At 71.1% G+C, this 26,125-nt stretch carries 19 protein-coding genes; 12 read left to right on the forward strand and 7 right to left on the reverse strand.

What is annotated here, in order from left to right:
• The first annotated feature begins 129 nt into the window (after nt 1-129).
• Entirely contained in the window at nt 130-579 is a 450-nt protein-coding gene (locus tag ACIRA5_RS08350; protein WP_352044441.1) for a metallopeptidase family protein, read from the forward strand.
• A gap of 98 nt (nt 580-677) precedes the next feature.
• On the opposite strand, the gene ACIRA5_RS08355 is transcribed toward ACIRA5_RS08350, so the two are convergent.
• The 3 genes from ACIRA5_RS08355 to ACIRA5_RS08365 all read right to left on the reverse strand — a co-directional run bounded on the left by ACIRA5_RS08355 (nt 678) and on the right by ACIRA5_RS08365 (nt 6,307).
• Nucleotides 678-2,177 (reverse strand): DUF5719 family protein, encoded by a 1,500-nt coding sequence (locus ACIRA5_RS08355; protein WP_403688692.1) that lies wholly within the window; start codon nt 2,175-2,177, stop codon nt 678-680.
• Nucleotides 2,174-5,857, reverse strand: a complete 3,684-nt coding sequence (locus ACIRA5_RS08360; RefSeq protein ID WP_403688694.1) for a glycosyltransferase — start codon at nt 5,855-5,857, stop codon at nt 2,174-2,176. Before ACIRA5_RS08360 ends, ACIRA5_RS08355 begins: the two co-directional genes overlap by 4 nt.
• A gap of 186 nt (nt 5,858-6,043) precedes the next feature.
• The gene (locus ACIRA5_RS08365; protein WP_003975777.1) at nt 6,044-6,307 is read right to left on the reverse strand and encodes a WhiB family transcriptional regulator; all 264 of its coding nucleotides are present in this window, start codon (nt 6,305-6,307) and stop codon (nt 6,044-6,046) included.
• A gap of 706 nt (nt 6,308-7,013) precedes the next feature.
• Between ACIRA5_RS08365 and ACIRA5_RS08370 the strand changes: the two genes are divergently transcribed.
• The 4 genes from ACIRA5_RS08370 to ACIRA5_RS08385 all read left to right on the forward strand — a co-directional run bounded on the left by ACIRA5_RS08370 (nt 7,014) and on the right by ACIRA5_RS08385 (nt 11,097).
• A complete protein-coding gene (locus ACIRA5_RS08370; protein WP_054229209.1) occupies nt 7,014-7,505 on the forward strand; it encodes a cysteine dioxygenase family protein in 492 nt (163 codons plus the stop codon).
• Nucleotides 7,506-7,567: 62 nt separating this feature from the next.
• On the forward strand, nt 7,568-8,527 hold the full coding sequence (cofD, locus tag ACIRA5_RS08375; protein ID WP_099922328.1) for a 2-phospho-L-lactate transferase: 960 nt from the start codon (nt 7,568-7,570) through the stop codon (nt 8,525-8,527).
• A complete protein-coding gene (locus ACIRA5_RS08380; protein ID WP_403688696.1) occupies nt 8,524-9,927 on the forward strand; it encodes a coenzyme F420-0:L-glutamate ligase in 1,404 nt (467 codons plus the stop codon). The genes cofD and ACIRA5_RS08380 overlap by 4 nt, the downstream gene beginning before the upstream one ends.
• Nucleotides 9,928-10,083: 156 nt before the next feature.
• Nucleotides 10,084-11,097, forward strand: a complete 1,014-nt coding sequence (locus ACIRA5_RS08385) for a DNA-3-methyladenine glycosylase family protein (RefSeq protein ID WP_403688699.1) — start codon at nt 10,084-10,086, stop codon at nt 11,095-11,097.
• A 410-nt stretch (nt 11,098-11,507) separates the two neighbouring features.
• Here the strand turns inward: ACIRA5_RS08385 and ACIRA5_RS08390 are convergent, their stop codons facing one another.
• Nucleotides 11,508-12,590 carry a sugar phosphate nucleotidyltransferase gene (locus tag ACIRA5_RS08390; protein WP_403688701.1) on the reverse strand — a complete coding sequence of 361 codons (1,083 nt, stop codon included), beginning with the start codon at nt 12,588-12,590 and terminating at the stop codon, nt 11,508-11,510.
• A gap of 119 nt (nt 12,591-12,709) precedes the next feature.
• The gene (locus ACIRA5_RS08395; RefSeq protein ID WP_403688703.1) at nt 12,710-14,044 is read right to left on the reverse strand and encodes a peptidoglycan recognition protein; all 1,335 of its coding nucleotides are present in this window, start codon (nt 14,042-14,044) and stop codon (nt 12,710-12,712) included.
• Nucleotides 14,045-14,173: 129 nt separating this feature from the next.
• Here ACIRA5_RS08395 and ACIRA5_RS08400 point away from each other — a divergent pair, with 129 nt between their 5' ends.
• From ACIRA5_RS08400 to ACIRA5_RS08415, 4 genes are all read left to right on the forward strand, one after another.
• A complete protein-coding gene (locus ACIRA5_RS08400; protein WP_403688705.1) occupies nt 14,174-14,929 on the forward strand; it encodes a TIGR03089 family protein in 756 nt (251 codons plus the stop codon).
• A gap of 257 nt (nt 14,930-15,186) precedes the next feature.
• Nucleotides 15,187-16,521: an LCP family protein gene (locus ACIRA5_RS08405; RefSeq protein ID WP_403688707.1), complete on the forward strand. Its 1,335-nt coding sequence runs from the start codon at nt 15,187-15,189 to the stop codon at nt 16,519-16,521.
• Nucleotides 16,522-16,764: 243 nt separating this feature from the next.
• Nucleotides 16,765-18,501 (forward strand): LCP family protein, encoded by a 1,737-nt coding sequence (locus ACIRA5_RS08410; RefSeq protein WP_403688710.1) that lies wholly within the window; start codon nt 16,765-16,767, stop codon nt 18,499-18,501.
• A 142-nt stretch (nt 18,502-18,643) separates the two neighbouring features.
• Nucleotides 18,644-20,488, forward strand: a complete 1,845-nt coding sequence (locus ACIRA5_RS08415) for an LCP family protein (protein WP_403688713.1) — start codon at nt 18,644-18,646, stop codon at nt 20,486-20,488.
• 88 nt (nt 20,489-20,576) lie between these two features.
• Here the strand turns inward: ACIRA5_RS08415 and ACIRA5_RS08420 are convergent, their stop codons facing one another.
• Nucleotides 20,577-21,617: a glycosyltransferase family 2 protein gene (locus tag ACIRA5_RS08420; protein ID WP_403688715.1), complete on the reverse strand. Its 1,041-nt coding sequence runs from the start codon at nt 21,615-21,617 to the stop codon at nt 20,577-20,579.
• Nucleotides 21,618-21,689: 72 nt separating this feature from the next.
• On the opposite strand from ACIRA5_RS08420, the gene ACIRA5_RS08425 reads away from it, so the two are divergent.
• Complete coding sequence (locus tag ACIRA5_RS08425; RefSeq protein ID WP_403688717.1) at nt 21,690-23,246, forward strand: LCP family protein; 1,557 nt, start codon at nt 21,690-21,692, stop codon at nt 23,244-23,246.
• A gap of 74 nt (nt 23,247-23,320) precedes the next feature.
• Here the strand turns inward: ACIRA5_RS08425 and ACIRA5_RS08430 are convergent, their stop codons facing one another.
• A complete protein-coding gene (locus tag ACIRA5_RS08430; RefSeq protein ID WP_403688719.1) occupies nt 23,321-24,607 on the reverse strand; it encodes an LCP family protein in 1,287 nt (428 codons plus the stop codon).
• 119 nt (nt 24,608-24,726) lie between these two features.
• On the opposite strand from ACIRA5_RS08430, the gene ACIRA5_RS08435 reads away from it, so the two are divergent.
• Together ACIRA5_RS08435 and ACIRA5_RS08440 are read left to right on the forward strand one after the other, a co-directional pair.
• Nucleotides 24,727-25,272: an acyl-CoA thioesterase gene (locus ACIRA5_RS08435; protein WP_099941714.1), complete on the forward strand. Its 546-nt coding sequence runs from the start codon at nt 24,727-24,729 to the stop codon at nt 25,270-25,272.
• Between the two features lie 151 nt (nt 25,273-25,423).
• The gene (locus tag ACIRA5_RS08440) at nt 25,424-26,071 is read left to right on the forward strand and encodes an HAD family hydrolase (protein ID WP_403688721.1); all 648 of its coding nucleotides are present in this window, start codon (nt 25,424-25,426) and stop codon (nt 26,069-26,071) included.
• Nucleotides 26,072-26,125: the final 54 nt, after the last annotated feature.

Raw genomic sequence — 26,125 nt, forward strand, 5'->3', positions numbered from 1 at the left:
GAGCCCAAGCTTGGCTGGAATGGTCATCCTGCGACATCCGGAACATGCGCCGGGCTTCCTGACCCGGGCTGCGGGCAGCCGCGTGGGGGCCCGGCACGCGGACCGCGTGGGGACTACTCTTCGTCAGTGATGGACACCCCTGTACAGCCCACCGCCGCCGCACCCGGGCCCCGCCGCCGTGATCGCCACGGAAGGGGCATGCGCGGCCCCGTGGCGCCGCCCCAGGTGCCGCTCGCCGCGAGCCGCGCCGAGGTCTTCGCGGACCTGGTGCAGGACTCCGTGGAGCGGCTGGAGCGGCGCTGGCCCCAACTCGCCGACATCGACTTCATGGTCCTCGAAGTGCCCCGCCTCGACGGCTCCGGCGAGGCCTGGAGCGACGAGGCGGTGCCTCTGGGGGGCACGATCCCGGCGCACGAGGGCCATCCCGCGCGCGTGGTCGTCTACCGTCGCCCGGTCGAGATCCGCACCAAGGGCCGCGACGAGCGCGCGGCGCTGGTGCACGAGGTCGTCGTGGAGCAGGTCGCGGAGCTGCTGGGGCTGACACCGGAAACGGTGGACCCGCGCTACGGCGAGGACTGAGGCCCGCCCGAGCAGTACCGGGAGCACGGTCACGGCGCCACCGGGTGCCCCTTGCCACCGGGTCCCCCTTGAGGACCCGGTGGATCACCCGTACGGGATCACTTCTTCAGCAGCACCGACAAATCCTGGTCCGCCTCCGGTACCGCCACCGTCCCGCGGTCGTCCGGGAGGGTCTGGATCGTGAACCCGGGGACGCCCTCCTGCGCGGAGGCGAGGGTCCGGGAGGCGTAGACGGGGCCTCCGGAGACGGGCTCGACCGTCAAGGCGTACGTCCCCTTGAGACCGGCCGGGACCGGTGCGTCGACGTCCTGGGTCGTACCGCCCTTGATCGTGTACGTCTTCGTCTCCGCCGTACCGCCCTCGCTGCCGGCGGACGCGGTGACCTTGACCTGGGCGCTCTGGCCGGGGGCGGACAGGGCGAGCGTGGTGCCCTTGGAGCTGTTGTCGGCGACCGTCGCGCGCGCGCCGACCGGGCTGGTGGCCGGGATGAACGCCATTTCCTGCTTGCTGCCCTTGCCGCGCACCACTTGCAGGGCCGCGACGACCGGCGCCGAGGTTCCGGTGGAGGTGAGCACCAGGGAGCCCGCCTCGCCGCGCGTGACGTCGCCGAGGTCGGCCGCCGCGGTCATGCCGGCCTTCACGTGCAGCGTCTCGTTCCCGGCCGGTGTGATCAGACCCGAGGGCGAGGCGAGGCGGACCTTCAGGTCGGCGTCCTGGTCGCCGGGCGCGAAGGCGACCAGCCGCACGGCCGTGGCGTCCTTGGGGATGCCCGGCATGACGAGGCTGCCCGCCGGGTCGGTGGAGGCGGCCAGCCAGTCCCCGCCGATCTTGTCGTCCAGGGCCTGGACGGCGGCGCCGACGCGGCCGCTGCGGACGGTCACGTGGACGGTGAGATCGGTCTGCCGCCCGCTCGCGAGCGTGCTCAGCAGGATCGGCTCGCTGGCGTGCGGCTGGACCGTGATGCCCTCGCCCACCGTGGTCTTGAGGGTGCCGTCCTTGCCGTACAGCTCGACGTCGACGACGGCCGCCGAGTCGTCGGGGTTGGTCAAGTGCACGTAGTCGGTGCGGCCGGTGGCGGTGCTGACACCCGGGAACCAGAACTCGGTGTCCGGGGCGGTGCAGTTGGTGCCGAGCAGACCACGGCCGGTGCCCGCGGCGACCGCGGTGGTCTCCTGGACGGTCCAGCCGGGCGCGAACTTGCCCTCGGCGGTGCCGACGAGGGCGGGCGGCTCGGCTCCGGAGCCGTCACCGGTGGCCGGCTTGCCGGGCTCCGCCGGCTTCAGGGCGGGCTTCACGGTCTTCTTGCCGGTCTTCTTGCCGCTCGCGGAGTCCGTCGACTCCAGGGCCGCGGCCTGCAGTTCGGCCTTGCCACTGTCGGCGGCGCCCTGGGTGACGGGCGTGTACGACGTGTAGGCCGTCTCCGCGATCTCGGAGGTGCTGGGCTGCGGGCAGAGCAGGCTGGTGCGCTCCACGGGCTGCTGGGTGGCTGCCTTGGCGGTGTTGTCGCCGGAGGCGGCCGGCGCGTTGAGCGAGGCGAATCCGGTGACGGCGGCGAGCGCGGTCGCGCCCGCGATCAGGGACAGGGTGGTGCGGTTCACTGCTGGCTCCCGTCGGGGCGCTCACTGTCGGTGCCGTGCGGCGGCTGCGGGGGCGTGTTCGGGTCGTAGGCGGCGTCGTAGCCCTGGCCGGTCCCGTCGTAGCCCTGGTACGTCTGCATCGGGTCGTACGGTGCCGTGCCCCCGTAGGCGTACGGGTCGTACTGGCCTGCCTGGTAGGGGTCCGCCTGGTACGGCTGCTGCTCGTAGGTGCCCGCCGGGTACTGCTGCTGGCCCTGGTACTGCTCGCCGCCGTAGGTGCCGTACTCGGCGCCCGCGTAGGTCGACGCGTCCCACTCGTCGTACGCCTGCTGCTGCGGGACCGATACGGGCGTCCGCTCGGCCTCCTTCTCCGGAGGAGGAAGGGTGCCCTGTTCCTGGACGGCCTGGTCGGACTGCTCCGCCTCGGCCTCGGCCTCGGCCTGGGCGCGCAGGCGGCGGGCGCGGCGGCCCTCGCCCGTCACGTCCTGGGCGGGGACGACCGGCTCGTCGGGGAGGTCGTCGTCGACGTCACGGCGCCGCCCGGGCAGGGCGAGGACCACCAGGACGACGGCGAGCGCGCCCTGGGCCCACAGCCAGCCGGTGTGGCTCATCGGGGCGTCGAAGGTGACGTCCAGCCTGCCGCCGCTCGCGGGCAGTTCGAAGCCCTGCGCCCAGCCGTCGACGGTGGTGCGGGTGAGCGGCTTTCCGTCCAGGGTCGCCGTCCAGCCCGCGTCGGCCGTGTCGGCGAGGCGCAGCACGCGGCCCTCTCCCCCGGAGGGGATGGTGGTGTGCAGTTCGACCGGCCCGGCGGCGATGGACAGGGCCTCGCCCGACTTGGGGACGATCGAGGCGCGCGAGACCTGGCTGTCCAGGCGCCACAGGGCGCTGCCGTCCTGCTGGCTGAGCCGGGTCAGGCCCGGGGTGGCGTCCAGGACGCGGCTCATCTCGCGGGGTGCGCCCTTGCGGACCAGGACGTAGCGCACGGCGAAGCCGCCGAGCTGGTCGGCCTGGTCGGCGCCGGAGCCCGCGACGAGGTTGGCGACGACCTTGTCGAGCTTCTTGTTCTCCCCGCCTTCGGCCGCGAGTTCGCCGTCGCCCATGCGGGCGCCGGAGCCGCGGACGAGGGTGTAGCCGACGCGGGCGCCGGAGTCGCTGTCGAGGACGAGGGTGCGGGCCTGGTCGCGGGTGCCGCTCTCCTCGGCGACGAACGCGGGCACCTGCACCGGGTCGCGGCGCTCCACGGGGCCGTCGGCGCCGCCGAGGACCCATCCGGCGGCCACCAGCAGCGGGCCGGCGGCCGAGGCGAACGCGATGAGCGCGGCGACCGGCTGGCGCCAGCCGAAGCTCTGCTCGGCCACCCGCGCGCGTGCCCCGTCGGCGCCGAGCGTGGCGGCGGCGAGCAGTGCGAGGCCGTAGACGAGGGTGGCGGGTCCCGCCCAGGCCGACTTGTTGGACAGCACGGCGAAGACGAGCGCCACCAGGGCGACGACCCAGGCGGCCCACACCGCGCGCTGCCGCTCGCTGCGCATCAGGGCGGCCAGTGCCGCCAGCACGATGCCGATGAGCATCAGTCCGCTGACCGTGCCGGGACCGCCGGGGCTGGCACCGAGCAGGTCGAGCGCGGAGGCCGCGCTCGCCCCGTAGGGCATCCCGGCTTCCTTGAAGAAGCCGAACGGGAGCAACGTCAGCGACCAGGGGGCGAGGACCAGCAGCGGGGTGCCGAGCTGGGCCAGGAAACGCAACCCGTAGGCGGTGATTTCCCTTCGGCGCACTACGAGGAGGGCGATTCCGAGAACCAGCGCGATGGGCCACACGATCGGCGTGAACGCCGTGGTGAACGTCAGCAGGAGGGCGTACGCCCAGGTGGCGCGCCAGCTGCCGCGCGCGCCGGAGGAGTGGGCCAGCCCGCTGGCGGCGATCCCCGCGCGCGCGATGAGCGGCAGCAGGATCGCGAGAACGGCAGTGCCGATGCGGCCGCCGGCGAGGGCGCCGGCGGCGGCGGGCAGGAAGGCGTACGCCACGGACGCCCAGGCGCGCAGCAGGCGCGACTCGACGAGGGGGCGCGAGGCGAAGTACGCGGCGAAGCCGGCCAGCGGGACGGAGGCCACCAGGAGCACGGTGACCGCGAGCCCGGTGGAGCCGAGGAGCAGGGAGGACAGCAGGGCGACGAGCGCGAGGTACGGCGGTGCGGTCTCCGTGCCGCCGGCGCCCACCGGGTGCCAGCCGTCGGCGTAGCGCGACCACAGCTCGGAGGCGTCGGCGGGCGCGGGCAGCAGCGCGCCGCCCGCGAGCGACCCGCTGCCGAGCAGGCCGCGGCAGGCCAGGAGGGAGACGAACAGCAGCACCAGGAAGAGCATCGGGCCGGGGTTGCGGGCGATGCGCTTGAGCCGGGCGAACTGCTCGATCTGCAGGAAGTCGGCGTCGTCACCGCCGGGTCCGGACTCGACGGCGCCGCCGTGCCGTCCGGCGCCGGTGGTGGCGTCGGGGTCGTCGCTGCCCATGAAGTTGCCCGCGACCTGCTCGACCGCGGCCCGCACGGTGGCGCCGGGCGGCGGGAACAGGGCGCGCAGCTCGCCCTTGTCGACCTGGGGGCGACCGCGTCTGCGGCGGCCCGCGAGGATCCGCTCGGGGCGCAGCAGGGTTCCCAGCAGGCCGCGGATCTCGTCGACGGCCTGTCCGGGGACCTTGCCCACGAGGTAGGCGACGGTGCGCAGCAGGGTGCCGAGGACGAGCCGGATCAGGATCCAGGGCAACTGTGCCGTACGGGCGTTGACGAGGAGTGTGTAGACGGCGCCCGCCTTGTCGACCTTGTGCGGGGAGGCGGCGGTGCGGCCCACGCAGTCGACGGTGCGGCGCTCGCGGGAGGCGGCCTCGGCGTGCCGGACGACCGCTTCGGGGGCGACGAGGACGCGGTGTCCGGCGGCCTGAGCGCGCCAGCACAGGTCGACGTCGTCACGCATCAGGGGCAGTCGGCGGTCGAAGCCGCCGAGTTCCTCGTAGACGTCGCGCCGGATCAGCATGCCGGCGGTGGACACGGCGAGCACGGGGTGGACGTGGTCGTGCTGGCCCTGGTCCTGCTCGCGGCGGTCCAGGCCCGTCCAGCGGCGGCCGGAGTTGGCGATGGTGACGCCGATCTCCAGGAGCGCTCGCCGGTCGTACCAGCCGCGCAGCTTGGGGCCGACCACGGCGACTTCCCCGCCGAGCTCCTGCTCGCTCTCCACGACCCGGAGCATCTGGGCCAGGGCGTCGGGCTCGGGGGCGCTGTCGTCGTGCAGCAGCCAGAGCCACTGCTCGGGCTCGCCGTGCGGGAGCTCCGGCATGTCGTAGGCGTCGTCGCGCCAGGTCCGGGTGACCGGGTCCCAGCCGCTGGGGCGCTTCAGATAGGGCAGGTCGTCCGGGGTGAGCACGCCGGCGCCGCGGATGGCCTCCTCGACGGCCTGGCCGAAGCCGGTGCGCCGGGCGAGGTGCAGCACCCGGTCGGCGCCGAGTGCGTCGGTCAGCAGCTGGGCGGAGTCGTCCGCGCTGCCGGTGTCGGCCGCCACGGCGTTCTGCACCGGGCGCTCCTGGCCGAGCAGCCCGGCGAGCGCTTCGGGCAGCCAGCGGGCGCCGTCGTGGGAGACGAGGACCGCGGTCACCACGTGGCGCGGAAACTCAGGTGTGGCGGCGTCGTGTGGGACTGCCGACTGGCTGTGCACGGACATCGAGGTACGGGCCCCGGTTCGATGGACTGCGGTGGACGTCTGTGTCCGGCGGGGACAGCGGGACGTCTCGGACGAGGGCCCACACTAACGGCTGGGCAACACAGCGGCCCGCCGCCTGTGGATAACCCACCTGCGACGGGCCGTTCTTACCTGCCGGTATCGGTACGAGGGGTGCGCGCCGTGCGGTCAGACGGCGGCCTTCTTCAGCCTTCGGCGCTCGCGCTCGGACAGACCGCCCCAGATGCCGAACCGCTCGTCGTTGGCGAGCGCGTATTCCAGGCACTCGGAGCGAACCTCACAGGCGAGACAGACCTTCTTGGCCTCGCGGGTGGAGCCGCCCTTCTCGGGGAAGAAGGACTCGGGGTCGGTCTGGGCGCACAGCGCGCGCTCCTGCCAGCCGAGTTCCTCGTCCGCGTCGTCGACCAGCAGTTGCTGCACCAGCTCGGTCATGTGCGCCCCTCGTCTGTCTTTCGCGTCCCCGTGATGCTGCCGTTACCGATTTCGGCTGAACGACACGAGTGAAATTACAAGTGTGCCGATCCGGGCCAGTCAAGCCGAGATCTGCTATTGGGCCCCTTATTCACTCTGCGGAACCAAGGCTATGCGGAAAGTGTTCAAATCGGCATAAACCCTGACAGCCCCAAAGGGCCCGTCCGGACTTCCGACCCGCTACCGGGAAGGACGACCAGAAGTTCGATCTCGTTCCGACGCGGACTCCGAAGCGAACCGGATCACATTTGGATCACGGGATCGCATCGAGGTTTGTGCGCCCGGTTGTGCGCCATGTGTCCGGGTCGGCTCCAGAGCAAACCTTTCGCCACACAGGTGAACCGGATGAGGTGAAACATTTCCCACATAGCGGACATCAAGTTGACAGTCGACGTGTGAACCGATGTCCTTATGGGCATGCTCGCGAACTTGGCACTCACCTCGACCCGCACCGCCGGGTCCCACGGTGCTGCCCGCGCTCGCTGTAGCTGTTGTTGCTGTCCCAGCTGTTGAGCCGTACCGCGCTCCGGCTGCCTCGCCGCCACTGAGGCGAATCCCCGCCCCGCTTCCGGGGCGATCGCCCGTACCAGGGCACCCTCCCCGTCCGTGACCCGGACGGAAACGGCCCCGCGACACCCCAGCTCTCCGCCGAGGAACCACCGCACCCATGAACAGCGACAGCGACCTCCAGATCGCCGGCGACATCCTCGAAGTACCGCACCTGCTCCAGCCGCCGCGCGAGCACCCCGCCACCGTGTCCGAGTTCGTCGGCCTGGCCCGCTCCATCGCCGCCGACCGCTCCCAGTGGGAGCACCTCGTCCAGTACGACGCGACCTCCCGCTGGTACCACCGGCTGCGCACCGGACCCGGCTACGAGGTGTGGCTGCTGTCCTGGGTGCCCGGACAGGGCAGCGGACTCCACGACCACGGGCGCTCCTCCGGCGTACTCACCGTCCTGGAGGGCGCGTTGACCGAGCGCACGGAGCGCGACACCCGCGCGTTGGGGGCAGGATCCCAGCGGGTGTTCGCGCCGGGGTACATCCACGAGGTCGTGAACGACTCCCTGGAACCGGCCGTGAGCCTGCACGTTTACTACCCGGGTCTTACCGAGATGCCGATGCATTCGGCCCAGTGCGCCCCGGCCGTCGTCACGGCCTGAGGGCGCCCGCGGTCTCGTAACCGCCTCACGCGTTGTCGTACCCGCCTGCCAGACTGAACCCCATGCGCATTGTGGTTCTGGCAGGCGGTATCGGTGGTGCCCGGTTCCTGCGTGGTCTCCAGCGGGCCGTGCCGGACGCGGACATCACGGTCATCGGCAACACCGGCGACGACATCCATCTCTTCGGCCTGAAGGTCTGCCCGGACCTCGACACGGTGATGTACACGCTCGGCGGCGGCATCAACGAGGAACAGGGCTGGGGCCGGACCGACGAGACCTTCCACCTCAAGGAGGAGCTCGCGGCCTACGGAGTCGGACCCGAGTGGTTCGGGCTCGGCGACCGCGACTTCGCGACGCACATCGTGCGGACGCAGATGCTGAGCGCGGGCTATCCGCTCAGCGCGGTCACGGAAGCCCTGTGTGACCGCTGGAAACCGGGCGTCCGGCTGATTCCCATGTCCGACGACCGTGTGGAGACCCATGTCGCCGTCGAGATCGACGGGCAGCGCAAGGTGATCCACTTCCAGGAGTACTGGGTGCGGCTGCGGGCATCCGTGCCGGCCGAGGCCGTGGTGCCGGTCGGCGCCGAACAGGCCAAGCCCGCACCGGGTGTCCTGGAAGCCATCGCGGAGGCGGACGTCATCCTCTTCCCGCCGTCCAACCCGGTCGTGTCCATCGGCACGATCCTCGCCGTGCCCGGCATCCGGGAGGCCATCGCCGACGCGGGCGTGCCCGTCGTGGGCCTCTCCCCCATCGTCGGCGACGCGCCCGTGCGGGGCATGGCCGACAAGGTGCTGGCGGCCGTCGGCGTCGAGTCCACGGCCACGGCGGTCGCCGAGCACTACGGCTCGGGGCTCCTCGACGGCTGGCTCGTCGACACGGTGGACGCGTCCGCCGTGGAGCGGGTCGAGGCGGCCGGGATCCGGTGCCGGGCCGTGCCGCTGATGATGTCCGACCTGGACACCGCGGCGCAGATGGCGCGCGAGGCGCTGACGCTGGCGGAGGAGGTGCGGGAGTCATGAGCGAACGGCTCTCTCCGGCTTCTCCGGCTTCTCCGGAAGATGTTTCCGAACACGGTCCCGGACAAGGGCGCGCGGGCGACCAGGAGGTGGACGCCTTCGTCACCTCTCCCGGCTACCGGGTCTGGGCGCTGCCCGGGCTCCCCGAGGTTCGACAGGGCGACGACCTCGGCAAGTTGATCGCCGTCGCCGAGCCCGGGCTGGTCGACGGGGACGTTCTCCTCGTCACCTCGAAGATCGTGTCCAAGGCCGAGGGACGCCTGGTCGAGGCCACCGACCGGGAGTCCGCCATCGACGCCGAGACCGTACGGGTCGTGGCGCGCCGCGGGGCCCTGCGGATCGTCGAGAACCGGCAGGGGCTCGTGATGGCCGCCGCCGGGGTCGACGCCTCCAACACCCCGGCCGGCACCGTCCTGTTGCTGCCCGAGGACCCCGACGCGTCCGCGCGGGCCATCCGGGACGAGCTGCGCGACACCCTCGGGGTCGACGTCGGCGTCGTGATCACCGACACGTTCGGGCGGCCCTGGCGCACCGGGCTCACCGATGTCGCCATCGGCGCCGCGGGCGTACGGGTGCTGGACGATCTGCGTGGCGGCACCGACGCGCACGGCAATCCGCTGAGCGCCACCGTCGTCGCCACCGCCGACGAGCTCGCCGCCGCCGGTGACCTGGTCAAGGGCAAGGCCTCCGGGCTGCCCGTCGCCCTCGTGCGCGGACTGCCCCACGTGGTGGCCGAGGACAACGGGGAGGGGACACGGGCGATGGTGCGAGGCGCGCGCGACGACATGTTCCGGCTCGGCACGTCGGAGGCTGTACGGGAGGCCGTGACCCAGCGGCGTACCGTACGGGCCTTCACCGACGAGCCGGTGGATCCGGGCGCCGTGCGGCGGGCCGTGGCCGCGGCGGTCACCGCTCCCGCGCCGCATCACACCACTCCCTGGCGGTTCGTGCTCCTGGAGTCCGAGGAGTCGCGTACGCGGCTGCTCGACGCCATGCGGGACGCGTGGATCGCGGATCTGCGGCGGGACGGGAAGAGCGAGGAGTCGATCGCCAAGCGGGTGCGGCGCGGTGATGTGCTGCGCAACGCTCCGTACCTCGTGGTGCCGTGTCTCGTCATGGACGGGTCGCACACGTACGGCGATCCGCGGCGGGACGGGGCCGAGCGGGAGATGTTCGTGGTCGCCGTCGGCGCGGGGGTGCAGAACTTCCTCGTCGCGCTCGCCGGGGAGCGGCTCGGGTCCGCGTGGGTGTCGTCGACGATGTTCTGCCGGGATGTCGTACGGGACGTGCTGGAGCTGCCGGAGGGGTGGGATCCGATGGGGGCCGTGGCGGTCGGACATGCGGCGGAGGAGCCTCGGGCTCGGCCCGAGCGGGATGCCGGGGCGTTTGTCGAGGTGCGGTGAGACCAGGTGCGGTGCGCCGTGAGTGGTGCGCCAGGTGTGGTGCGCCAGGTGTGGTGCGCCAGGTGTGGTGAAAGTGGTGTGTGTCGAGAGTCGGGTGTTCGGAGAGGGTGAACGCCTACTCTCGTAGGGCACCCCGAGTTCCCTAGGACCCTTTTCGTGGCTGGACGTTTCGCTCCTCGGCCGACGCGTACGACTGTGCGCGGCGGGCATGTCGCCGTGCCCGCGGATGCCTCCGGCGGAGTGCCTCGGCAGGCCGTCGCACCTGGGCGTACGCGCACCTGGACGCCGCCCTGGCCGGTCGATCTCGGACTCGTGCTCGGGCCGCTGCGTCGTGGACCCGTCGATCCGACCTTCCGTGCGACGCCGGACGGGGCCGTGTGGCGGACCAGCCGGACGCCCGCCGGGGCCGGGACGCTGCGGGTCTCGGCGCGGGGTGGGGTGGTGCGGGGCGAGGCGTGGGGGCCGGGGAGCGAATGGCTGCTCGAACAGCTCCCCGAGATGCTCGGCGCGGCCGACGATCCCGATGCCTTCGAGCCTCGTCATCGGCTGGTCGCCGTCACGCGGCATCGGCGGCCGGGGTTGCGGCTGACGCGTACCGGGCTGGTGCTGGAGTCGCTCATTCCGTCCGTTCTGGAGCAGAAGGTCACGACGGACGAGGCGTATCGGGCATGGCGATTGCTCGTACAGAAGTTCGGGGAGCCTGCGCCGGGGCCCGCGCCGGAGCGGATGTCCGTCATGCCGGAGCCGCGGACGTGGGCGCTGATTCCCTCCTGGGAGTGGCATCGGGCCGGGGTCGACAACAAGCGGGCGTCGACGATTCTGCGGGCCGTTCGGGTGGCGGGGCGGCTTGAGGAGGCGGTGGGGATGGAGCCGGGGGCTGCGCAGGCTCGGTTGGAGTTGGTGTCCGGGATTGGGCCCTGGACCTCGGCGGAGACCGTGCAGCGGAGTCATGGTGCGGCGGATTCGGTGACCGTGGGGGATCTTCATCTGCCAGGGATCGTGGGTTACGCGCTGGCGGGGGATCGGGATGCGGACGACTCCGTGATGCTTTCGCTGTTGGAGCCGTATGCCGGGCAGCGGCATCGGGCGGCTCGGTTGATTCTGTTGTCGGGGCGGGCGCCTGCGCGGCGGGTTCCGCGGATGCCGCGGGGGGATATCGGGCGGCTGTAGTCGCCCCGGGTGCGGGCCGGGAGTCTCTCGCCCCCGCCGCCCCTACCCGACCCATCCCCAGGGGCTCCGCCCCTTCAACCCCGCCAGGGACGCTGCGCCCCCTGGACCCCCGCACGGCCTGAACGGCCTCGTCCTCGAACGCCGGACGGGCTGAGTGATACGAGCCGGGGTGGGTGGGGGGGACCAGGGGGTGGGTGGGGCATCGGCCCCCGGGCTCGTCCTCGAACGCCGGACGGGCTGAGGGGCGTGGGCCGGGGTGGGCAGGGTTCGGCCTTCGGCCGGGTCCTTGAACGCCGGTCGAGCCGAGGCTCCTAGGGGCGCGAGGAACTGCGCGGCCAGCCCCCACCCACCCGCAGCCGAACACCCCCGGACACAAGCACCCCGCCCACCCCGGAACCGGTCTGGCCGGTCTACTGGTCCGACGAGAAGCGGAGCGCCCCCGCTGGGATCTTGGCCTCACACCAGACTCTTACGCCCTCGCGGAGTTCGTTGTCGGGGCCGACCACCGCGCCGTCGCCGATGACCGCCCCGGAGAGGATGGTGCGTTCGCCGATGTGGGCGCGGGCGCCGATGAGGGAGTCGGTGATGACGGCGCCGGGTTCGACGACCGCGCCGGACAGGATCGTGCTGCCCGTGATGCGGGCGCCTTCACCGATGCGCGCGCCGTCGCCGACGACCGTGCCGCCGGTCAGCTTGGCGTCGGGGGCGACCCTGGCCGTGGGCAGCACGAGACGGTCCCCGCAGCGGCCCGGGACCGCCGGGGAGGGGGTGCGGCCCAGGACGAGGTCCGCGGAGCCGCGTACGAAGGCCTGCGGGGTGCCCAGGTCGAGCCAGTAGGTGGAGTCGACCATGCCCTGGAGGTGGGCTCCGGTGGCCAGGAGGTCGGGGAAGGTCTCGCGTTCCACCGAGACCGGGCGGCCGGCGGGGATCGTGTCGATGACCGAGCGGCGGAAGACGTACGCCCCGGCGTTGATCTGGTCGGTGACGATCTCCTCGGGGGTCTGGGGCTTCTCCAGGAAGGCCGTCACGCGGCCTGTCGCGTCCGTGGGGACCAGGCCGAACGCCCGCGGGTCCTCGACACGGGTGAGGTGGAGGGAGACGTCCGCGCCGGTCGTCTCGTGGGTCGCCACCAGGGCCCTGATGTCCAGGCCCGTCAGGATGTCACCGTTGAAGATCAGGACCGGCTCGTCGGGGCCGGAGTGCAGGCGCGCGGCCACGTTGCGGATCGCGCCGCCCGTGCCGAGGGGCTCCTCCTCGGTGACGTACTCGATGTGGAGGCCCAGCCCGGAACCGTCACCGAAGTACGGCTCGAAGACCTCGGCCAGGTAGGAGGTCGCCAGGACGATGTGCTCGACGCCCGCCGCTCTCGCCCGCGCCAGCTGGTGCGTGAGGAACGGGACACCGGCCGCCGGAACCATCGGCTTGGGGGTGTTCACCGTGAGCGGGCGCAGTCGGGTGCCTTTGCCCCCGACCAGGAGGATCGCTTCTGTCACCTGTCGTCTCTGCTTCCTGCCGGGACCGGCCGAAGGATGGTTCGGCCGGCCAGTGTATGCAGTCCGTAGTAAGAGGCCTTCGACGGCAGTGGGGTGTCCTCGATGGCTCCGCGCAGACCTCAGCGGCCCTGGTAGCGGGCCGCGGCCGTTCTGGCCGAGCCGAGTTTGCCGTACAGGAGCCTCCCCGGGCACTCCGTGGCGAACCCGTCCCGATGGCCGGAGATCACGTTCAGTCGTACGTTCTTACCTTTTCGGTAGAGATTGCCACCGCCGGACTTCAGGTATGTCTTGCCGCGCGGATCGGCTCCGGAGAGACCGAGCTTCCATGCCGTGAGCCGCGCGATGGCAGTCACCGCGGCGGCGGCCGGCTTGGTGTTGCCGAAGCTGCCGAGGACCGCGATCCCCATGCTGTCGTTGTTGAAACCGCGGGTATGGGCGCCCATGACGGGCTTCGCCACACCCCCGGCGCGGCCTTCGTAGATGTTTCCGCACTTGTCGACGAGGAAGTTGTAGCCGATGTCGCGCCAGCCGCTGCTCACTACGTGGTAGCGGTAGATACTGCGGATGACCGAAGGGGCCTGCGAGCAGCGGTAGTTGTTGCCCGAGGCCGTGTGGTGCACGAAGGCGGCCTTCACCTTTTTGGTGTACACGAAACCGCGCTCGCGCAGGCTCTCGTCCGCGCCCCAGCCGCGCCGGGTGACGATGCGCGGGCGTTCACCGATGTACGGCTTCACGAGCGGGACGCCGTCGCGGAGGGCCGGGGCCTCGCGCTCGGTCTCGGCCCTGGACAGTGCCGGGATCCCCGTCGCGCCGAACGGGGCGAGCCCGGCGTTGGTGGCGAAGGTGGCGTACGTCTCGGCGCTCTCCGCGCCCGCGCTCCCCTCGCCCGTCAGCGCGCCACGGGACGCGGGTTCCGCGCCGGGGTCGACGAGTTCGACGTGCATGCCTCTGGGGAGCGGCGATTCCCCGGCTGCCGTGGCTCTTTCGTCCACCTGCGCCTGCACGCGGACCTCGACCCCGTCGGAGTCGCCCACCCACAGGGGCGCCGTGGAACCGCGCACCCGGCCCGAGCCGCCCTCGGCGGTGTCCGGGTCGGCCGCGTGCTCGTGGTTGTGGGTCTCGATGTCCTGCCAGCCGGACCAGCGGCTGGCTCCGGTGGCGCGGGTACGGACCTGGACGCGACCGCGCAGTTCGGTGTCGGGGTCGTCCCAGACGACCCCGACCAGCGAGAACGTCCGTACGCTCCGTCTGCCGAGGCCCTGTTCGGGCGCGTCGGGTCCGAGCGAGCGGTCGCCGGAGAGCGGGACCAGGGGCAGGGACTGGGTGCTGCCCGGCGCGGCGGACTCGGTCCTCGCCGCCTGGGGTCGGGCCTGGGCCGGTGCGGACAGGGCCAGCGGAAGGGTGAGTGCGGCCGCGCAGGTGACGCCGACCGAGGAAGCAAGGATTCCATGCATGCCCCCGATCGTGAACATAGCCATACATATCTGTCCATTGCGGATTTGACGGACCGTCGGGTCGCGCTCGGCCGAACCGGTGGCGCGGATGCCGCGTCCCGCCGGGCGCCCCCGCGTACGCTTGCGCGCGTGAACGCCACCGACCGCACCCCTGCCGACCTGCTGCGATCCGCGCTCGCCGCGGACCCAGCGCGCCCCCTGGTGACCTTCTACGACGACGCCACGGGCGAACGTGTCGAATTGTCCGTCGCGACCTTCGCCAATTGGGTGGCCAAGACCGCCAACCTCCTCCAGGGCGAGTTGTCCGCCGAGCCCGGCGACCGGGTGGCGCTGCTGCTGCCCGCGCACTGGCAGACGGCGGTCTGGCTGCTCGCGTGTTCCTCGGTGGGGGTCGTCGCGGATGTCGGGGGCGACCCCGGTGCCGCCGACCTCGTCGTCGCGGGGCCCGACGCACTCGAGGCCGGGCTCGCCTGCTCCGGTGAGCGCGTCGCCCTCTCGCTCGCGCCGCTGGGGCGCCGCTTCCCGGCACCGCCCGCCGGGTACGCCGACTACGCCGTCGAGGTGCCGAGCCAGGGCGACCGCTTCCAGCCGTACGTGCCGGTGGACCCGGAGGAGGCCGCGCTGATCGTCGCCGGGGCCGAGCACACGGGGGCCGAGGTCGTCGAGCGGGCCCGGGCCGAGGCGGCCTCGCTGGATCTGACGGGGCCCGGTTCGCGGATCCTGTCCGCGCTGCCGTACGACACCTGGGAGGGGCTGAGCGCGGGGTTGTACGCGCCGCTCGCCTCCGGGGGGTCCGTGGTGCTCTGTCGTCATCTGGAGCGACTGGGCGAGGACGCGGTGGCCAAGCGGATCGAGAGTGAGCGGGTGACTTCGACGGTTCGGTAGCACCGGTCACCGTCCGGCCGGCCCGTGGGACCGGTCGGCGTCCGGGCCGGCCCGTGGGGGCCGGCCGCCTGTCGGGGCGGGCCCCTCGGGGGCCGGTCGCGCCCGCCGTCCCGCCGCGGATCCGTACCTGCCGCGGCCCCGCGCCCCTGACGGATCCCGTCACCCGTTCGGCCCCTTATCTGCCGCCGTCGCCGGGCCTCCGAGCCATGGTCGTAGGAGCACCGCACGCTCGCACGCCATGAGGGGTGGACTCCGACGTGACCGACAGGACAGGGCCGGGAGCGGGGGCTTCGCCCACCGGTGCCGGGCTCGCACGACGGCGACGGCGACGCTGGGTGCAGTACTCGGCGCTCGGTGTCGCCGTCGTGGTCCTCGGTGCCGTCGGCGTCGGCCTGGTCGCGTACGAGAAGCTGAGCCGGAACATCACGGCCGACGAGGAAGCCGCCGCCGAGCTCGCCCGCTACGAGAAGGAGCGGCCCACCACGCTGGTGCGCGACGCGCAGAACATCCTGCTGATCGGGTCGGACTCGCGGTCGGGGGACGGGAACAAGAAGTACGGCCGGGACTCCGGGACCGAGCGCTCCGACACCACGATCCTGCTGCACCTGTCCGCGAACCGGCGCAGCGCCACCGCCGTCTCCCTGCCCCGCGACCTGATGGTGGACGTGCCGAGCTGCCGGCGTCCGGACGGCACCCGTAGCCGGCCCATGTTCGCGATGTTCAACTCCGCCTTCGAGGTGGGCGGTTCGGCGTGCACGATCCGGACCCTCGAGAAGCTCACGAACATCCGTGTCAACCATCACGTGGTCGTCGACTTCCACGGGTTCAAGGACATGGTCGACGCCGTGGACGGCGTGGAGGTGTGCCTGAAGGAACCCATCGACGACAAGGCGGCCAAGCTGAAGCTGCCGGCCGGCAAGGTCGTGCTCGACGGCGAACAGGCCCTCGGCTACGTCCGCGCCCGCAAGAGCATCGGCGACGGCAGCGACACCGACCGGATGGAGCGCCAGCAGCGGTTCCTCGGCGCGCTCGTCAACAAGGTGCAGAGCAACGACGTCCTGCTCAATCCGGCACGGCTCTATCCCATGCTCGACGCGGCCACTTCCTCGCTCACCACGGACCCGGATCTGGCGAGCCTGCGCGGGCTGTACGACCTGGTCCGCGGCATGCGCAATATCCCTACGGAACGTGTCCAATTCCTGACGGTGCCCCGAACGTCGTACGTCTACAACGCCAATCGCGACCAGCTCGTGAAACCCGCGGCCGACAAACTCTTCGCCCTGCTGCGCGCGGACGGTCCGGTGGCGGTCGCCAAGGACCTTCCGACGGACCCGCCGAGCGGCCTTCCGACGGACCCGCCAAGCGGCCCTCCGAGGAGCCTTCCGACGAGTCTTCCGACGGACCATCCGACGGATTCCCCTGCGAAACGCAAGAACTCGTACGAGGGTGGTCGCGAAGGTACGTACGACTCGGCATTCGACTACGAAGAGGAGTCGCACGGCAACGGGAAGTCGAGGGGAAAGCGGCCCGACGCTCCCACATCCGCGCCGACTTTTCGCGGTAACACGGCGGCCGAGGACGCCTGCGGGTAAAGCGTGCGCCAAGGCGGGACTGTGGAGCTGAGAAGTCTCTGAGAAATAGGGCGGATTGCCCAGTTGTAGGAAGGTGGAATTTGTCACCACCGTCGCTTGACCCTGAACCGGGCGGATAGTGTGAGCGATCCGGTGCACCCGGCCACGAGGTCTGTCCTGGGGGTCGCGCACTGCTGACCGAGACCCGAGCGCTCTTTGAGGGGGAAGGGCGCCGCGTGGCCCCGACGGAGGATTCAGACAACCGTGGACGCGCAAGGCCGTGGGCGGGCGGACAACATCGACCCCGCAGACCAGTGGGTACTCAACCCGAACACCGGTGAATACGAGCTGCGACTGACCCCTTCCGCTCCGCAGTCGGGAGTCCCGAGACCGCGTCGGGGCAGCCCCTCGAACGCGGGAGCGGGGACACGCGCGCGCCGGGCGCCGGAACGGGAGAGTCCGCCGACGCCAGGACCCGATGTGCCCGGGCCGCGGCGGCGCCGTGGCGCGCCGGCCGAGCCACCGCCGGGCCGTCGCAAGGGACGCACGAAGCCGAAGAAGTCGAAGGCGAAGAAGATACTGCTGTGGACCGGCGGCTCGATGGCCTTCGTGCTGGTCGCCGTCTCCGCCGCGGGGTATCTCTACCTCAAGCACCTTGAGGGCAACGTCAGTACGACGGACGTCGGCAGCGCAGGCAAGAAGGGCTTCAGCAAGGACGAGGCCTTCAACATCCTGATCATCGGCACCGACAAGCGCACCGGTGCGGGCAACGAGGGCTACGGCGACAAGGGCAGCGTCGGGCACGCCGACACCAACATCCTGCTGCACGTCTCCAAGGACCGTACGAACGCGACCGCGTTGAGCATCCCGCGTGACCTGATCGTCGATGTGCCGGACTGCCCGACCAAGCAGTCGGACGGCACCGAGAAGGACATCCCGGGCACGCAGAACGTCCGCTTCAACACGAGCCTCGGCCAGGACGGCCGGGACCCGGGCTGCACCATGCGCACGGTCAAGGCGGTCACCGGGATCCCGGTGGACCACTTCATGATGGCCGACTTCAACGCGGTCAAGACGCTGACCAGCGCGGTCGACGGCGTCGAGGTGTGCGTGGCGCACGCCGTCAACGACAAGGAGTCGCACCTCAAGCTGCCCGCGGGCAAGTCCAAGGTCGAGGGCGAGCAGGCTCTCGCGTTCGTACGGACCCGGCACAGCTTCGGCAACCAGGGCGACCTCGACCGCATCAAGGTGCAGCAGCAGTTCCTGGGCTCGCTGATGCGCAAGATGGCCTCCAGCGACACCCTCACCAACCCGGCCAAACTGATCAGCCTGGCCGAGGCCGCCACCAAGGCGCTCACCGTGGACACCGGCATAGGAAAGGTCAGCACCCTCAAGGACGTGGCCCTGGAGCTGAAGAAGGTGCCCACGAAGAACATCACCTTCACCACGGTGCCGGTGCTCGACAACCCCGCCGAGAAGGTCAAGGCGACCGTCATCGTCAACCAGTCGCAGGCTCCTGCGGTCTTCGACGCGATCAAGAACGACGTCTCCTTCACCGCCGTGAAGCAGAAGGAGAAGAAGGAGAAGGCCGAGGTCGCCGCCCGCCTCAAGGGCACCCGCTCCGCCGCCGGCGACATCCGCGTCGACATCTACAACGGCGGCGCCCCCGCCGGCAGCGCACAGGAGACTCTTAACTGGCTGCAGAATACTGAGGGCGTGCTCAAGTCCAGCCAGCTCGGTAACGCCGACGCAACACTGAGCAAGACGACCCTGGAGTACTCTCCCGACCAGGCCGATCAGGCGCGCAAACTGGCGGACCTCATGGGGCTGTCCGCTTCGGCGTTGAAGCCTGGCACGAGCGAGAAGAACTCACAGGGTCTGCCCGCGATCGTGCTGACCCTGGGCAAGGACTTCAAGGGCGCAGGGGTGTCGTTGACCACTCCGACCAAGGCGCCCGAGGTCGACAAGTCCACGGCGGACAAGACAGTGTGCGCCAGTTGATGACCTAACGGGTCTGTCAGACGTCTAACAGGGCGCGGGGGCGTCCGGGCCGGAACGCAAGGGGTGTCCGGCCAGACGTACGCGTCCGATCGGACGCGGGACGGACCCGTTTGTCAGGCGCAGGGTGGGGAGGGGCAGGGAGATGGCGCGAAGCGGTGTGCGTGGGGAGGGGGCTCGACCACGTGTCCGGCAGGCCGACGATCTGGGCTGGGACGACAGCCTGTACGACGAGAACGGCAATCCGACCGACGGAGGCGGAGCTTCCGGCGGCACAGGTGGCGATGCCACCGGCGAAGATGCCACCGGCAAAGGCAGTGGCTCCACCGGCAAAGGCGGCGATTCGGCCCACGCCGACGGCCGAGCGGCCGGGCAGGGCGGGCGTCCGGTCGACAAGGACGGCGCCGACGCCTCGGCCGAACCGCGCGGGCAGGGCCGGCACGGCGGTGGCGGCGGGCGTCGGCGCGGGGGCGGCGACGGCGGGCACCCACGGCGCAGACGCCGCATACTGCGCTGGTCGGCGTCGGTCCTTGCGCTTCTGATACTTGGCACGGCGGGCGCCGGTTACCTCTACTACCAGCACCTGAGCGCCAACATCAAGAAGGACGACCTGAACCTCGGCGACGAGAAGGACCGGGCGGCCAGGAGCAAGGCGAACGCGGCCGGGCAGACCCCCCTGAACATCCTTCTGATCGGCTCGGACGCCCGGGACACCAAGGAGAACCAGTCCCTCGGCGGCGCCAAGGAGACCTTCGGCGGTACCCCGCTCGCGGACGTCCAGATGCTGCTGCACCTCTCCGCCGACCGCAGCAACATGTCGGTGATCAGCATGCCGCGCGACACGCTGCTGAAGATGCCCAAGTGCACGGACCCGGACACCAAGAAGGTCTACCCGGCGACCGTCGGGCTGGTGATGACCAACACCTCGCTCGGGCGCGGCGGCCCGGGCTGCACGGTGGCCACCTGGGAGAAGCTCACCAAGATCCACATCGATCACTTCATAAAGATCGACTTCTCGGGTGTGGTGTCGATGGCGGACGCGATCGGCGGCGTCCCGGTCTGTGTGGACGCCAACATCTACTCCAAGGACAGCCAGGGCCACGGCTCCGGGCTCAAGCTGAAGAAGGGCACCACCCCCGTCAAGGGCACACAGGCCCTGGCGTGGCTGCGGACGCGGTACGGCTTCGAGGACAACACGGACATCGGCCGGACCAAGGCCCAGCACCAGTACATGAACTCGATGGTCCGCCAGCTGCGCGAGAACGCCACGATCAGCAACCCCGGCAAGCTGCGCAGCCTCGCGGAGACCGCCACCAATGCGCTGACCGTCGACAAGGGCCTGGGCAGCCCGCTGAAGCTCTACGACCTCGGCAACGAGCTCAAGAAGGTCGAGCCGAAGCGCATCACGATGACCACGATGCCCTGGCAGTGGGCCGTGTCGGACCGCAACCGCGTGGAGCCCAAGCCGGTAGAGGCCGAGCAGCTGTTCCGTCTCGTCCGTGAGGACATCGCGCTCGACGGCAAGGACAAGAAGAAGACGGCGACCGCGGTGAAGGCCTCCACGGACCCGGCCGCCGCGGACGACCAGATCGGTGTGACCGTGCAGAACGGCACCCGCACGGCCGCGCTGGGCCCGGTCGGCGGACGCGCGCGCACGGTGTCCCAGCTGCTCGTCGGCAAGGGCTTCACCAAGACCGAGGCGGACACCTCGACGGCCACCGCCGAGGAGACGACGGTGATCCGCTACCCGAGCGCCGACCTGCAGGGCGACGCCCAGGCGGTCGCCAAGGCGCTCGGGGTCCCGCTGAGCGCGGTGAAGAAGTCGACGGACGTCTCGGGCGTCACGCTCGTGGTCGGCGCCGACTGGCGCGAGGGCACGGCGTACAAGGCGAAGGCACAGGACAACACGACGCCGGAGTCCGCGGACGTGCTCAACGGCGCCAAGACCGACGCCTGTATGCACGTCAGCAAGGATTACACCTGGTCGTAGGAGACCGCACCTGGCCGTAGACCGGTCGGCAGAAAGCAGTGGGGCCCCTCTCGAGGTCGAGAGGGGCCCCACTGCTCATGGATGGTGCTCAGTTGGCGGGCTCCGTGGAGCCGAGTACCGCCGGGCGGCGGGAGGCGATGACCTTCTTCGCCAGCGCTTTCGGGCTGGTGAGGAAGCCGAAGCCCCACGACATGTGCATGGTCGCGAGGGCGACGGGGATCTGCAGGCGGGCCTTCAGGGGCAGCAGCTTGCCCGCGGGCAGCGAGCCCGCAGCTATCGCCGCGAGATAGCCACCGGGGATCACGAAGCCCCAGGGCGTCAGCGCCACGCCCACCACGACGCCCGCCGCGACCGCGCACACCGCGGTCGGCGGAGCGAGGTAGCGCAGGTTGATGGAGCCCTCGTGGTAGCGGGCGACGACATGGCGCCAGCGCCCGTAGTCCTTGTACTGCTTGGCGAGCGCCTTGACCGAGGGCCGGGGCCGGTAGGACACCCGCAGCTCGGGCGAGAACCAGATGAGGCCGCCCGCCTCCCGGATCCGGAAGTTCAGCTCCCAGTCCTGGGCACGGACGAACTCCTCGTTGTAGCCGCCCTGGCGCTCCAGGGCCTCGCGCCGGAAGACGCCGAGGTACACAGTCTCGGCGGGACCTGCCTCGCCCCCCGTGTGGAAGGCGGCGTTCCCGACCCCGATCTTCGAGGTCATCGCGGCGGCGACCGCGTGCTCCCAGTCGTTCTCGCCCTCGGCGTGCATGATGCCGCCGACATTCTGCGCGCCGGTCTCCTCCAGGAGGCGCACGGCGGTCGCGATGTAGTTCGGGGAGAGCATGCCGTGCCCGTCGACGCGAACGACGACGGGATGCCGGGACGCCTTGATCGCCGCGTTCAGCGCGGCCGGCGTGCGCCCGGTGGGGTTCGGGACGGTGTGGACGCGTGGGTCTTCGCGTACGAGCTGGGCGGCGATCTCGTCCGTACGGTCCGAGGACGGACCGATGGCGATCACCACCTCCATCTCGCCGTCGTAGTCCTGCGCCAGGATCGCTTGGACGGCCCCGCGCAGATGCCGCTCCTCGTTGAGGACGGGCATGATCACAGAAACGGCGGGGGGCCGCACGTCAGACTTCTCGCTCATCGGACGTCACGTTACCGCGAACGGGGGACACGGGCGCGCGCCGCCCTGTCCACGGGCCGGGCAGCAGATCGTATGGGCCTACGGTGCTCACGGATCCCCACGTTCACCCCCGCGGAGGTGTCCCCCTTGCCCACGCCGCCCCGCTCCCCCGCACGCCCGCAGCCCCGCCCCCAGAGCCGCCCGCAGCCGCCCCGCTCCCGGCGGCCTCCGGAGCGGTCCACCGTACGGCCCCCCGTACGGAGGAAGAAGCCGCGCTGGGCCATGCGGGTGGTCACCACGATCTCGGTGGTGGTCCTCGCCTCGGCGGGCATCGGGCACGCGGTGGTCACCAGCCTGGGCGAGAACATCGCCCGGGTCGACCCCTTCAAGGACATGAAGAACCGCCCCGCAGGGGGCCACGGCATGAACGTGCTGCTGGTCGGCACCGACGGCCGCGACAAGATCACGGAGGAGGAGCGGCGGAAGTACCGTCTGGGCGGTGCCCCCTGCCACTGCACCGACACGATGATGATCGTGCACATCGCCGCCGACCGGGAGCGGGCCAGCGTCGTGAGCCTGCCGCGCGACTCGTACGCCGAGGTGCCCGCGCACACCGACCAGACCACCGGCGCCGAGCACGGCCCCCACCCGATCAAGCTCAACGCGGCGTACGCGGAGGGGGGCCCGCAGCTGACCGTGCGCACCGTCGAGAACATGACCCATGTGAAGATCGACCACTACTTGGAGGTCGATTTCACCAGCTTCATGCGGACGGTGGACGTACTCGGCGGCGTGAGCATCTGCACCGCACAGCCCCTCAAGGACTCGTACACCGGACTCGACCTGACCGCCGGGACGCACACGCTGAGCGGCGGGCAGGCACTCCAGTACGTACGGTCCCGGCATGTCGACGGCGCCTCCGACATCGGCCGGATGCAGCGCCAGCAGCGGTTCCTGGCGGCGCTGATCGAGCGGGCCACGTCGTCGGGGGTGCTGTTGAACCCGATGAAGTTCCGTGATGTCACCCGGGCCGTGCTCGGTTCGGTCCGCGCGGACCAGGAGTTCGGCACGGACGAGCTGCTGGACCTCGGCCGGGCGATGCGGAACTTCTCCCCTTCTTCCTCCGAGTTCACGACCGTGCCGATCGGGCAGATGGCCTACGCCGTCAAGGGCATCGGCTCCACTCTGAAGTGGGACGACACCAAGGCCGCCGCGCTCTTCCAGTCACTGCGCGACGACAAGCCGCTCGCTCCCCCGCACAAGGCCGCGCACGCCAAGACCGTGCGCGTCGAGGTGGCCCCGCAGCAGATCCAGGTCCAGGTGGAGAACGGGACGCCCACGGACGGCCTCGGCAAACGCATGGACAGCGCCCTGGCCGCCACCGGGTTCCGCACGACGGGCCGCCCCGTCAACGCCCAGGACCGCGGCGCCCGGCACAGCGTCATCGTCTACGACCCGCGCTGGGACCGCTCCGCGAAGTCCCTCGCCGCCGCGCTCCCGGGCAGTGAGCTGCGCGAGGTCAAAGGGCGGGGGCCGCTGCTGAAGGTGATCGCCGGGGCGGACTTCAAGGAGGTCACACGGGTCCGGGTGCAGGATCCCTACCAGGGGGAGACCCGGGTGGTGACGGGGGATCAGGTGGTGTGTACGTAGGCGACGCGCGCGTCCACGGGACACGCGAAGGGCCCCGCCGTATCGTCCGGCGGGGCCCTTCGTCGTGGTGCGGGTCAGTTGCTCGACACCGTCACCGTCTGGTCGTTCTTCAGCTCGTCCACCAGCGTCTTGACCTTCGCCTTGTCCCAGACCAGGTTGCCGCCCGTGGAACCGGAGATCGGCATGTTCATGGACTTGCCGCTGCCGCCGGTGACGCCCTTCATCGCCCAGAACATGCTGCCGAGGTCCCACAGGCTCATGTCCTTGTCGACGGTGAGGCTGTCGAGGCCGGAGCCCATGGTCGGGTAGAACTTGAAGGGGTTCAGGATGGTCCCGGGGGTCGCGACCTGGTGGGCCAGGGCGGACAGGAACTTCTGCTGGTTCTTGGTGCGCTGGAGGTCCGAGGCCGCGAAGGCGTGGCGGGTACGGACGAAGGCGAGGGCCTGCTCACCGTTGAGGGTCTGCTTGCCCGCCTTGAAGTCGGCGCCGGAGTACTTGTCCTTGAAGCCCTGGTCGAGGGTCATCTCCACACCGCCGACCGAGTCGACGATGTTCGCGAACCCGGCGAACCCGATCTCCACGTAGTGGTCGATGTGCAGGCCGGTGTTGTACTCGATGGTGCGGACCAGCAGCGTCGGCCCGTCCTCCGCGTACGCCGCGTTGAGCTTCACCTGGCGGCCCGTGCCGGGGAAGGTCTTGCCGGACGCGGATCCCTTGTACGTCGGGATCGTCACGTTCGAGTCGCGGGGGAGGGAGACCAGGGTGTCGCCGTTGTCCCCGACGTGCAGGATCATCATCGAGTCCGTGCGCTTGCCCTCGGCGGACCCGGTGTGCAGCTTCTTCTTCTCCTCGGCCGACATGCCGGCGCGGCTGTCGGAGCCGACGATCAGGTAGTTCGTACCCTTGCCCCCGTCGGGCCGGTCGATGACCTTCGAGAGATCCACGTCACGGTGGAGTTTGGAGTCGGCCCAGAAGTAGGTGCCCACGGAGACCACGACCAGCAGCGTGACCAGCGTGATGGCTATCCACTTGATCCGCCGGCGCCAGTTCGGCGCCGGGCGCGGGCCACGGCCGCCCTGGCCGCCGGGACCCTGCGGACCACCGGGGCCGCCCGGCGCACCGTAGACCTGCCCGGTGTTGTAACCGGAGTCGTACCCGTTGTCGTACCCCTGGCCGTCGTCGTACGTCGGCTGCTGCGGCACCCCGCCGTACGGCGGGGCGGACGGGCGCGGACCGGGCGCTCCCGGGCCACGCTGAACCTGCCGCATGACACGGGCGCCCTCAGGCTGAGCGCCTGCGCTGCCGCGTCCGTAACGGTCGCTGCGGTTGCTGTCGGACCACCCGTCGGGCCAATCGTTCATGCGGACCAGTGTGCAGGTCCGCACGGTGCGCCTCACAAGAGACCGGGGAGATCTGGGTCACGCCTGTTGCAGAGCTGATGCAAAGCAACCCTCGCACGCCCCCGCATAGGGTGGACGGCATGACAGACCTGGCGCCCAACCCGGAATCCGAAATACCGGGCAAGCCGACCTTCGCGTCCCGGACCACCCTCAGCCACATCATGACCCACAACGACACCAACCTTCTGGGCACGGTGCACGGCGGAGTGATCATGAAGCTCGTGGACGACGCGGCGGGCGCGGTGGCCGGGCGGCACTCCGGCGGGCCCGCCGTCACCGCCTCCATGGACGAGATGGTCTTCCTGGAGCCGGTCCGCGTCGGTGACCTCGTCCATGTGAAGGCCCAGGTGAACTGGACGGGGCGGACGTCCATGGAGGTCGGCGTCCGCGTGCTGGCCGAGCGCTGGAACGAGTCGACGCCGCCCCAGCAGGTCGGTTCGGCCTATCTCGTCTTCGCCGCGGTCGACGCCGACGGCAAGCCGCGGCGCGTGCCGCCCGTCCTCCCGGAGACCGAGCGCGACGAGCGGCGCTACCAGGAGGCCCAGATCCGGCGCACCCACCGGCTGGCACGCCGTCGGGCGATCATGGAACTGCGGGAGAAGCGGGCGGCGGAGGGGCTGGACTAGTCGGGATGCGTGGGGCTGGGCACGTAGGGACGCGAGGGGCCGGACACGCAGGGGGTCGGCGGTGCTGGACGCCCGAGAGCCGGGCCGGGAAGTCACCCAGGCCGGTGGCCCTGGCCGAGGATGACTCCCGGGCGGATGTCAGGGTGACGCCATGACCCTCTCCCCCGCCACCCCGTCCGCCCCGTCCCCTTCCGGTGAACGCCCCTTCGACGCGGTGCTCTGTGACGTCGACAACGTGATCCGCGTCTACGAGCCGGCCCACCTGTACGCGCTGGAGCGCGCCGCCGGGCTGGCCGAGGGCACCACCATGAAGGTGGCCTTCGCACCGGAGACGGCACTTCCGCTCGTGCTGGGCCGGATCACACCGGACGAGTGGGCGGAGTCGATCCTGCGGGGCCTGAGCGGGCTGGTGGCCGACGGGACGGCGGTGGAGCTGAGCACGGCGCTCGTACGCTCGCCGTTCCACGCCGACGAGACGGTGGTGGCGCTGCTGCGCCGGGCCCGTACCCGCATGCCCCTGGTCCTCGTCACCAACACCTCGGTCCAGCTGGAGGAGGACCTGGAGTCCCTGGGTCTGACGGACCTCGCCGACCACGTGGTCAGCAGCGCGCGGGTGGGCATCGCCAAGCCCGACCGGCGCATCTACGACATCGCCGTCGAGCGGGCCGGCGTCCCGGCCGGGCGCTGCCTGTTCGTGGACGACACCCTGGAGAACGTGGAAGCGGCGGCCGCACTCGGTATGCGGACCGTCCACTACCGCGCGCCGGAGGATCTGCGGAACGCGCTGGACGGCCTGTGAGGCCGACCGGGACAAGACGAGGGGCACCCCGGCGGGGTGCCCCTCACGTTCGTG

Source organism: Streptomyces sp. NPDC096311, from assembly GCF_044763085.1.
Lineage (GTDB): Bacteria > Actinomycetota > Actinomycetes > Streptomycetales > Streptomycetaceae > Streptomyces.

What these genes read in the sequence shown, in the direction of transcription:
- ACIRA5_RS08395 (WP_403688703.1), bottom strand. Translation starts at nt 14,044, where the DNA reads ATGCATGGAATCCTTGCTTCCTCGGTCGGCGTCACCTGCGCGGCCGCA.
- ACIRA5_RS08370 (WP_054229209.1), top strand. Translation starts at nt 7,014, where the DNA reads ATGAACAGCGACAGCGACCTCCAGATCGCCGGCGACATCCTCGAAGTA.
- cofD (WP_099922328.1), top strand. Translation starts at nt 7,568, where the DNA reads ATGCGCATTGTGGTTCTGGCAGGCGGTATCGGTGGTGCCCGGTTCCTG.
- ACIRA5_RS08415 (WP_403688713.1), top strand. Translation starts at nt 18,644, where the DNA reads ATGGCGCGAAGCGGTGTGCGTGGGGAGGGGGCTCGACCACGTGTCCGG.
- ACIRA5_RS08350 (WP_352044441.1), top strand. Translation starts at nt 130, where the DNA reads ATGGACACCCCTGTACAGCCCACCGCCGCCGCACCCGGGCCCCGCCGC.
- ACIRA5_RS08380 (WP_403688696.1), top strand. Translation starts at nt 8,524, where the DNA reads ATGAGCGAACGGCTCTCTCCGGCTTCTCCGGCTTCTCCGGAAGATGTT.
- ACIRA5_RS08365 (WP_003975777.1), bottom strand. Translation starts at nt 6,307, where the DNA reads ATGACCGAGCTGGTGCAGCAACTGCTGGTCGACGACGCGGACGAGGAA.
- ACIRA5_RS08420 (WP_403688715.1), bottom strand. Translation starts at nt 21,617, where the DNA reads ATGAGCGAGAAGTCTGACGTGCGGCCCCCCGCCGTTTCTGTGATCATG.
- ACIRA5_RS08360 (WP_403688694.1), bottom strand. Translation starts at nt 5,857, where the DNA reads ATGTCCGTGCACAGCCAGTCGGCAGTCCCACACGACGCCGCCACACCT.
- ACIRA5_RS08440 (WP_403688721.1), top strand. Translation starts at nt 25,424, where the DNA reads ATGACCCTCTCCCCCGCCACCCCGTCCGCCCCGTCCCCTTCCGGTGAA.
- ACIRA5_RS08425 (WP_403688717.1), top strand. Translation starts at nt 21,690, where the DNA reads ATGGGCCTACGGTGCTCACGGATCCCCACGTTCACCCCCGCGGAGGTG.
- ACIRA5_RS08430 (WP_403688719.1), bottom strand. Translation starts at nt 24,607, where the DNA reads ATGAACGATTGGCCCGACGGGTGGTCCGACAGCAACCGCAGCGACCGT.
- ACIRA5_RS08435 (WP_099941714.1), top strand. Translation starts at nt 24,727, where the DNA reads ATGACAGACCTGGCGCCCAACCCGGAATCCGAAATACCGGGCAAGCCG.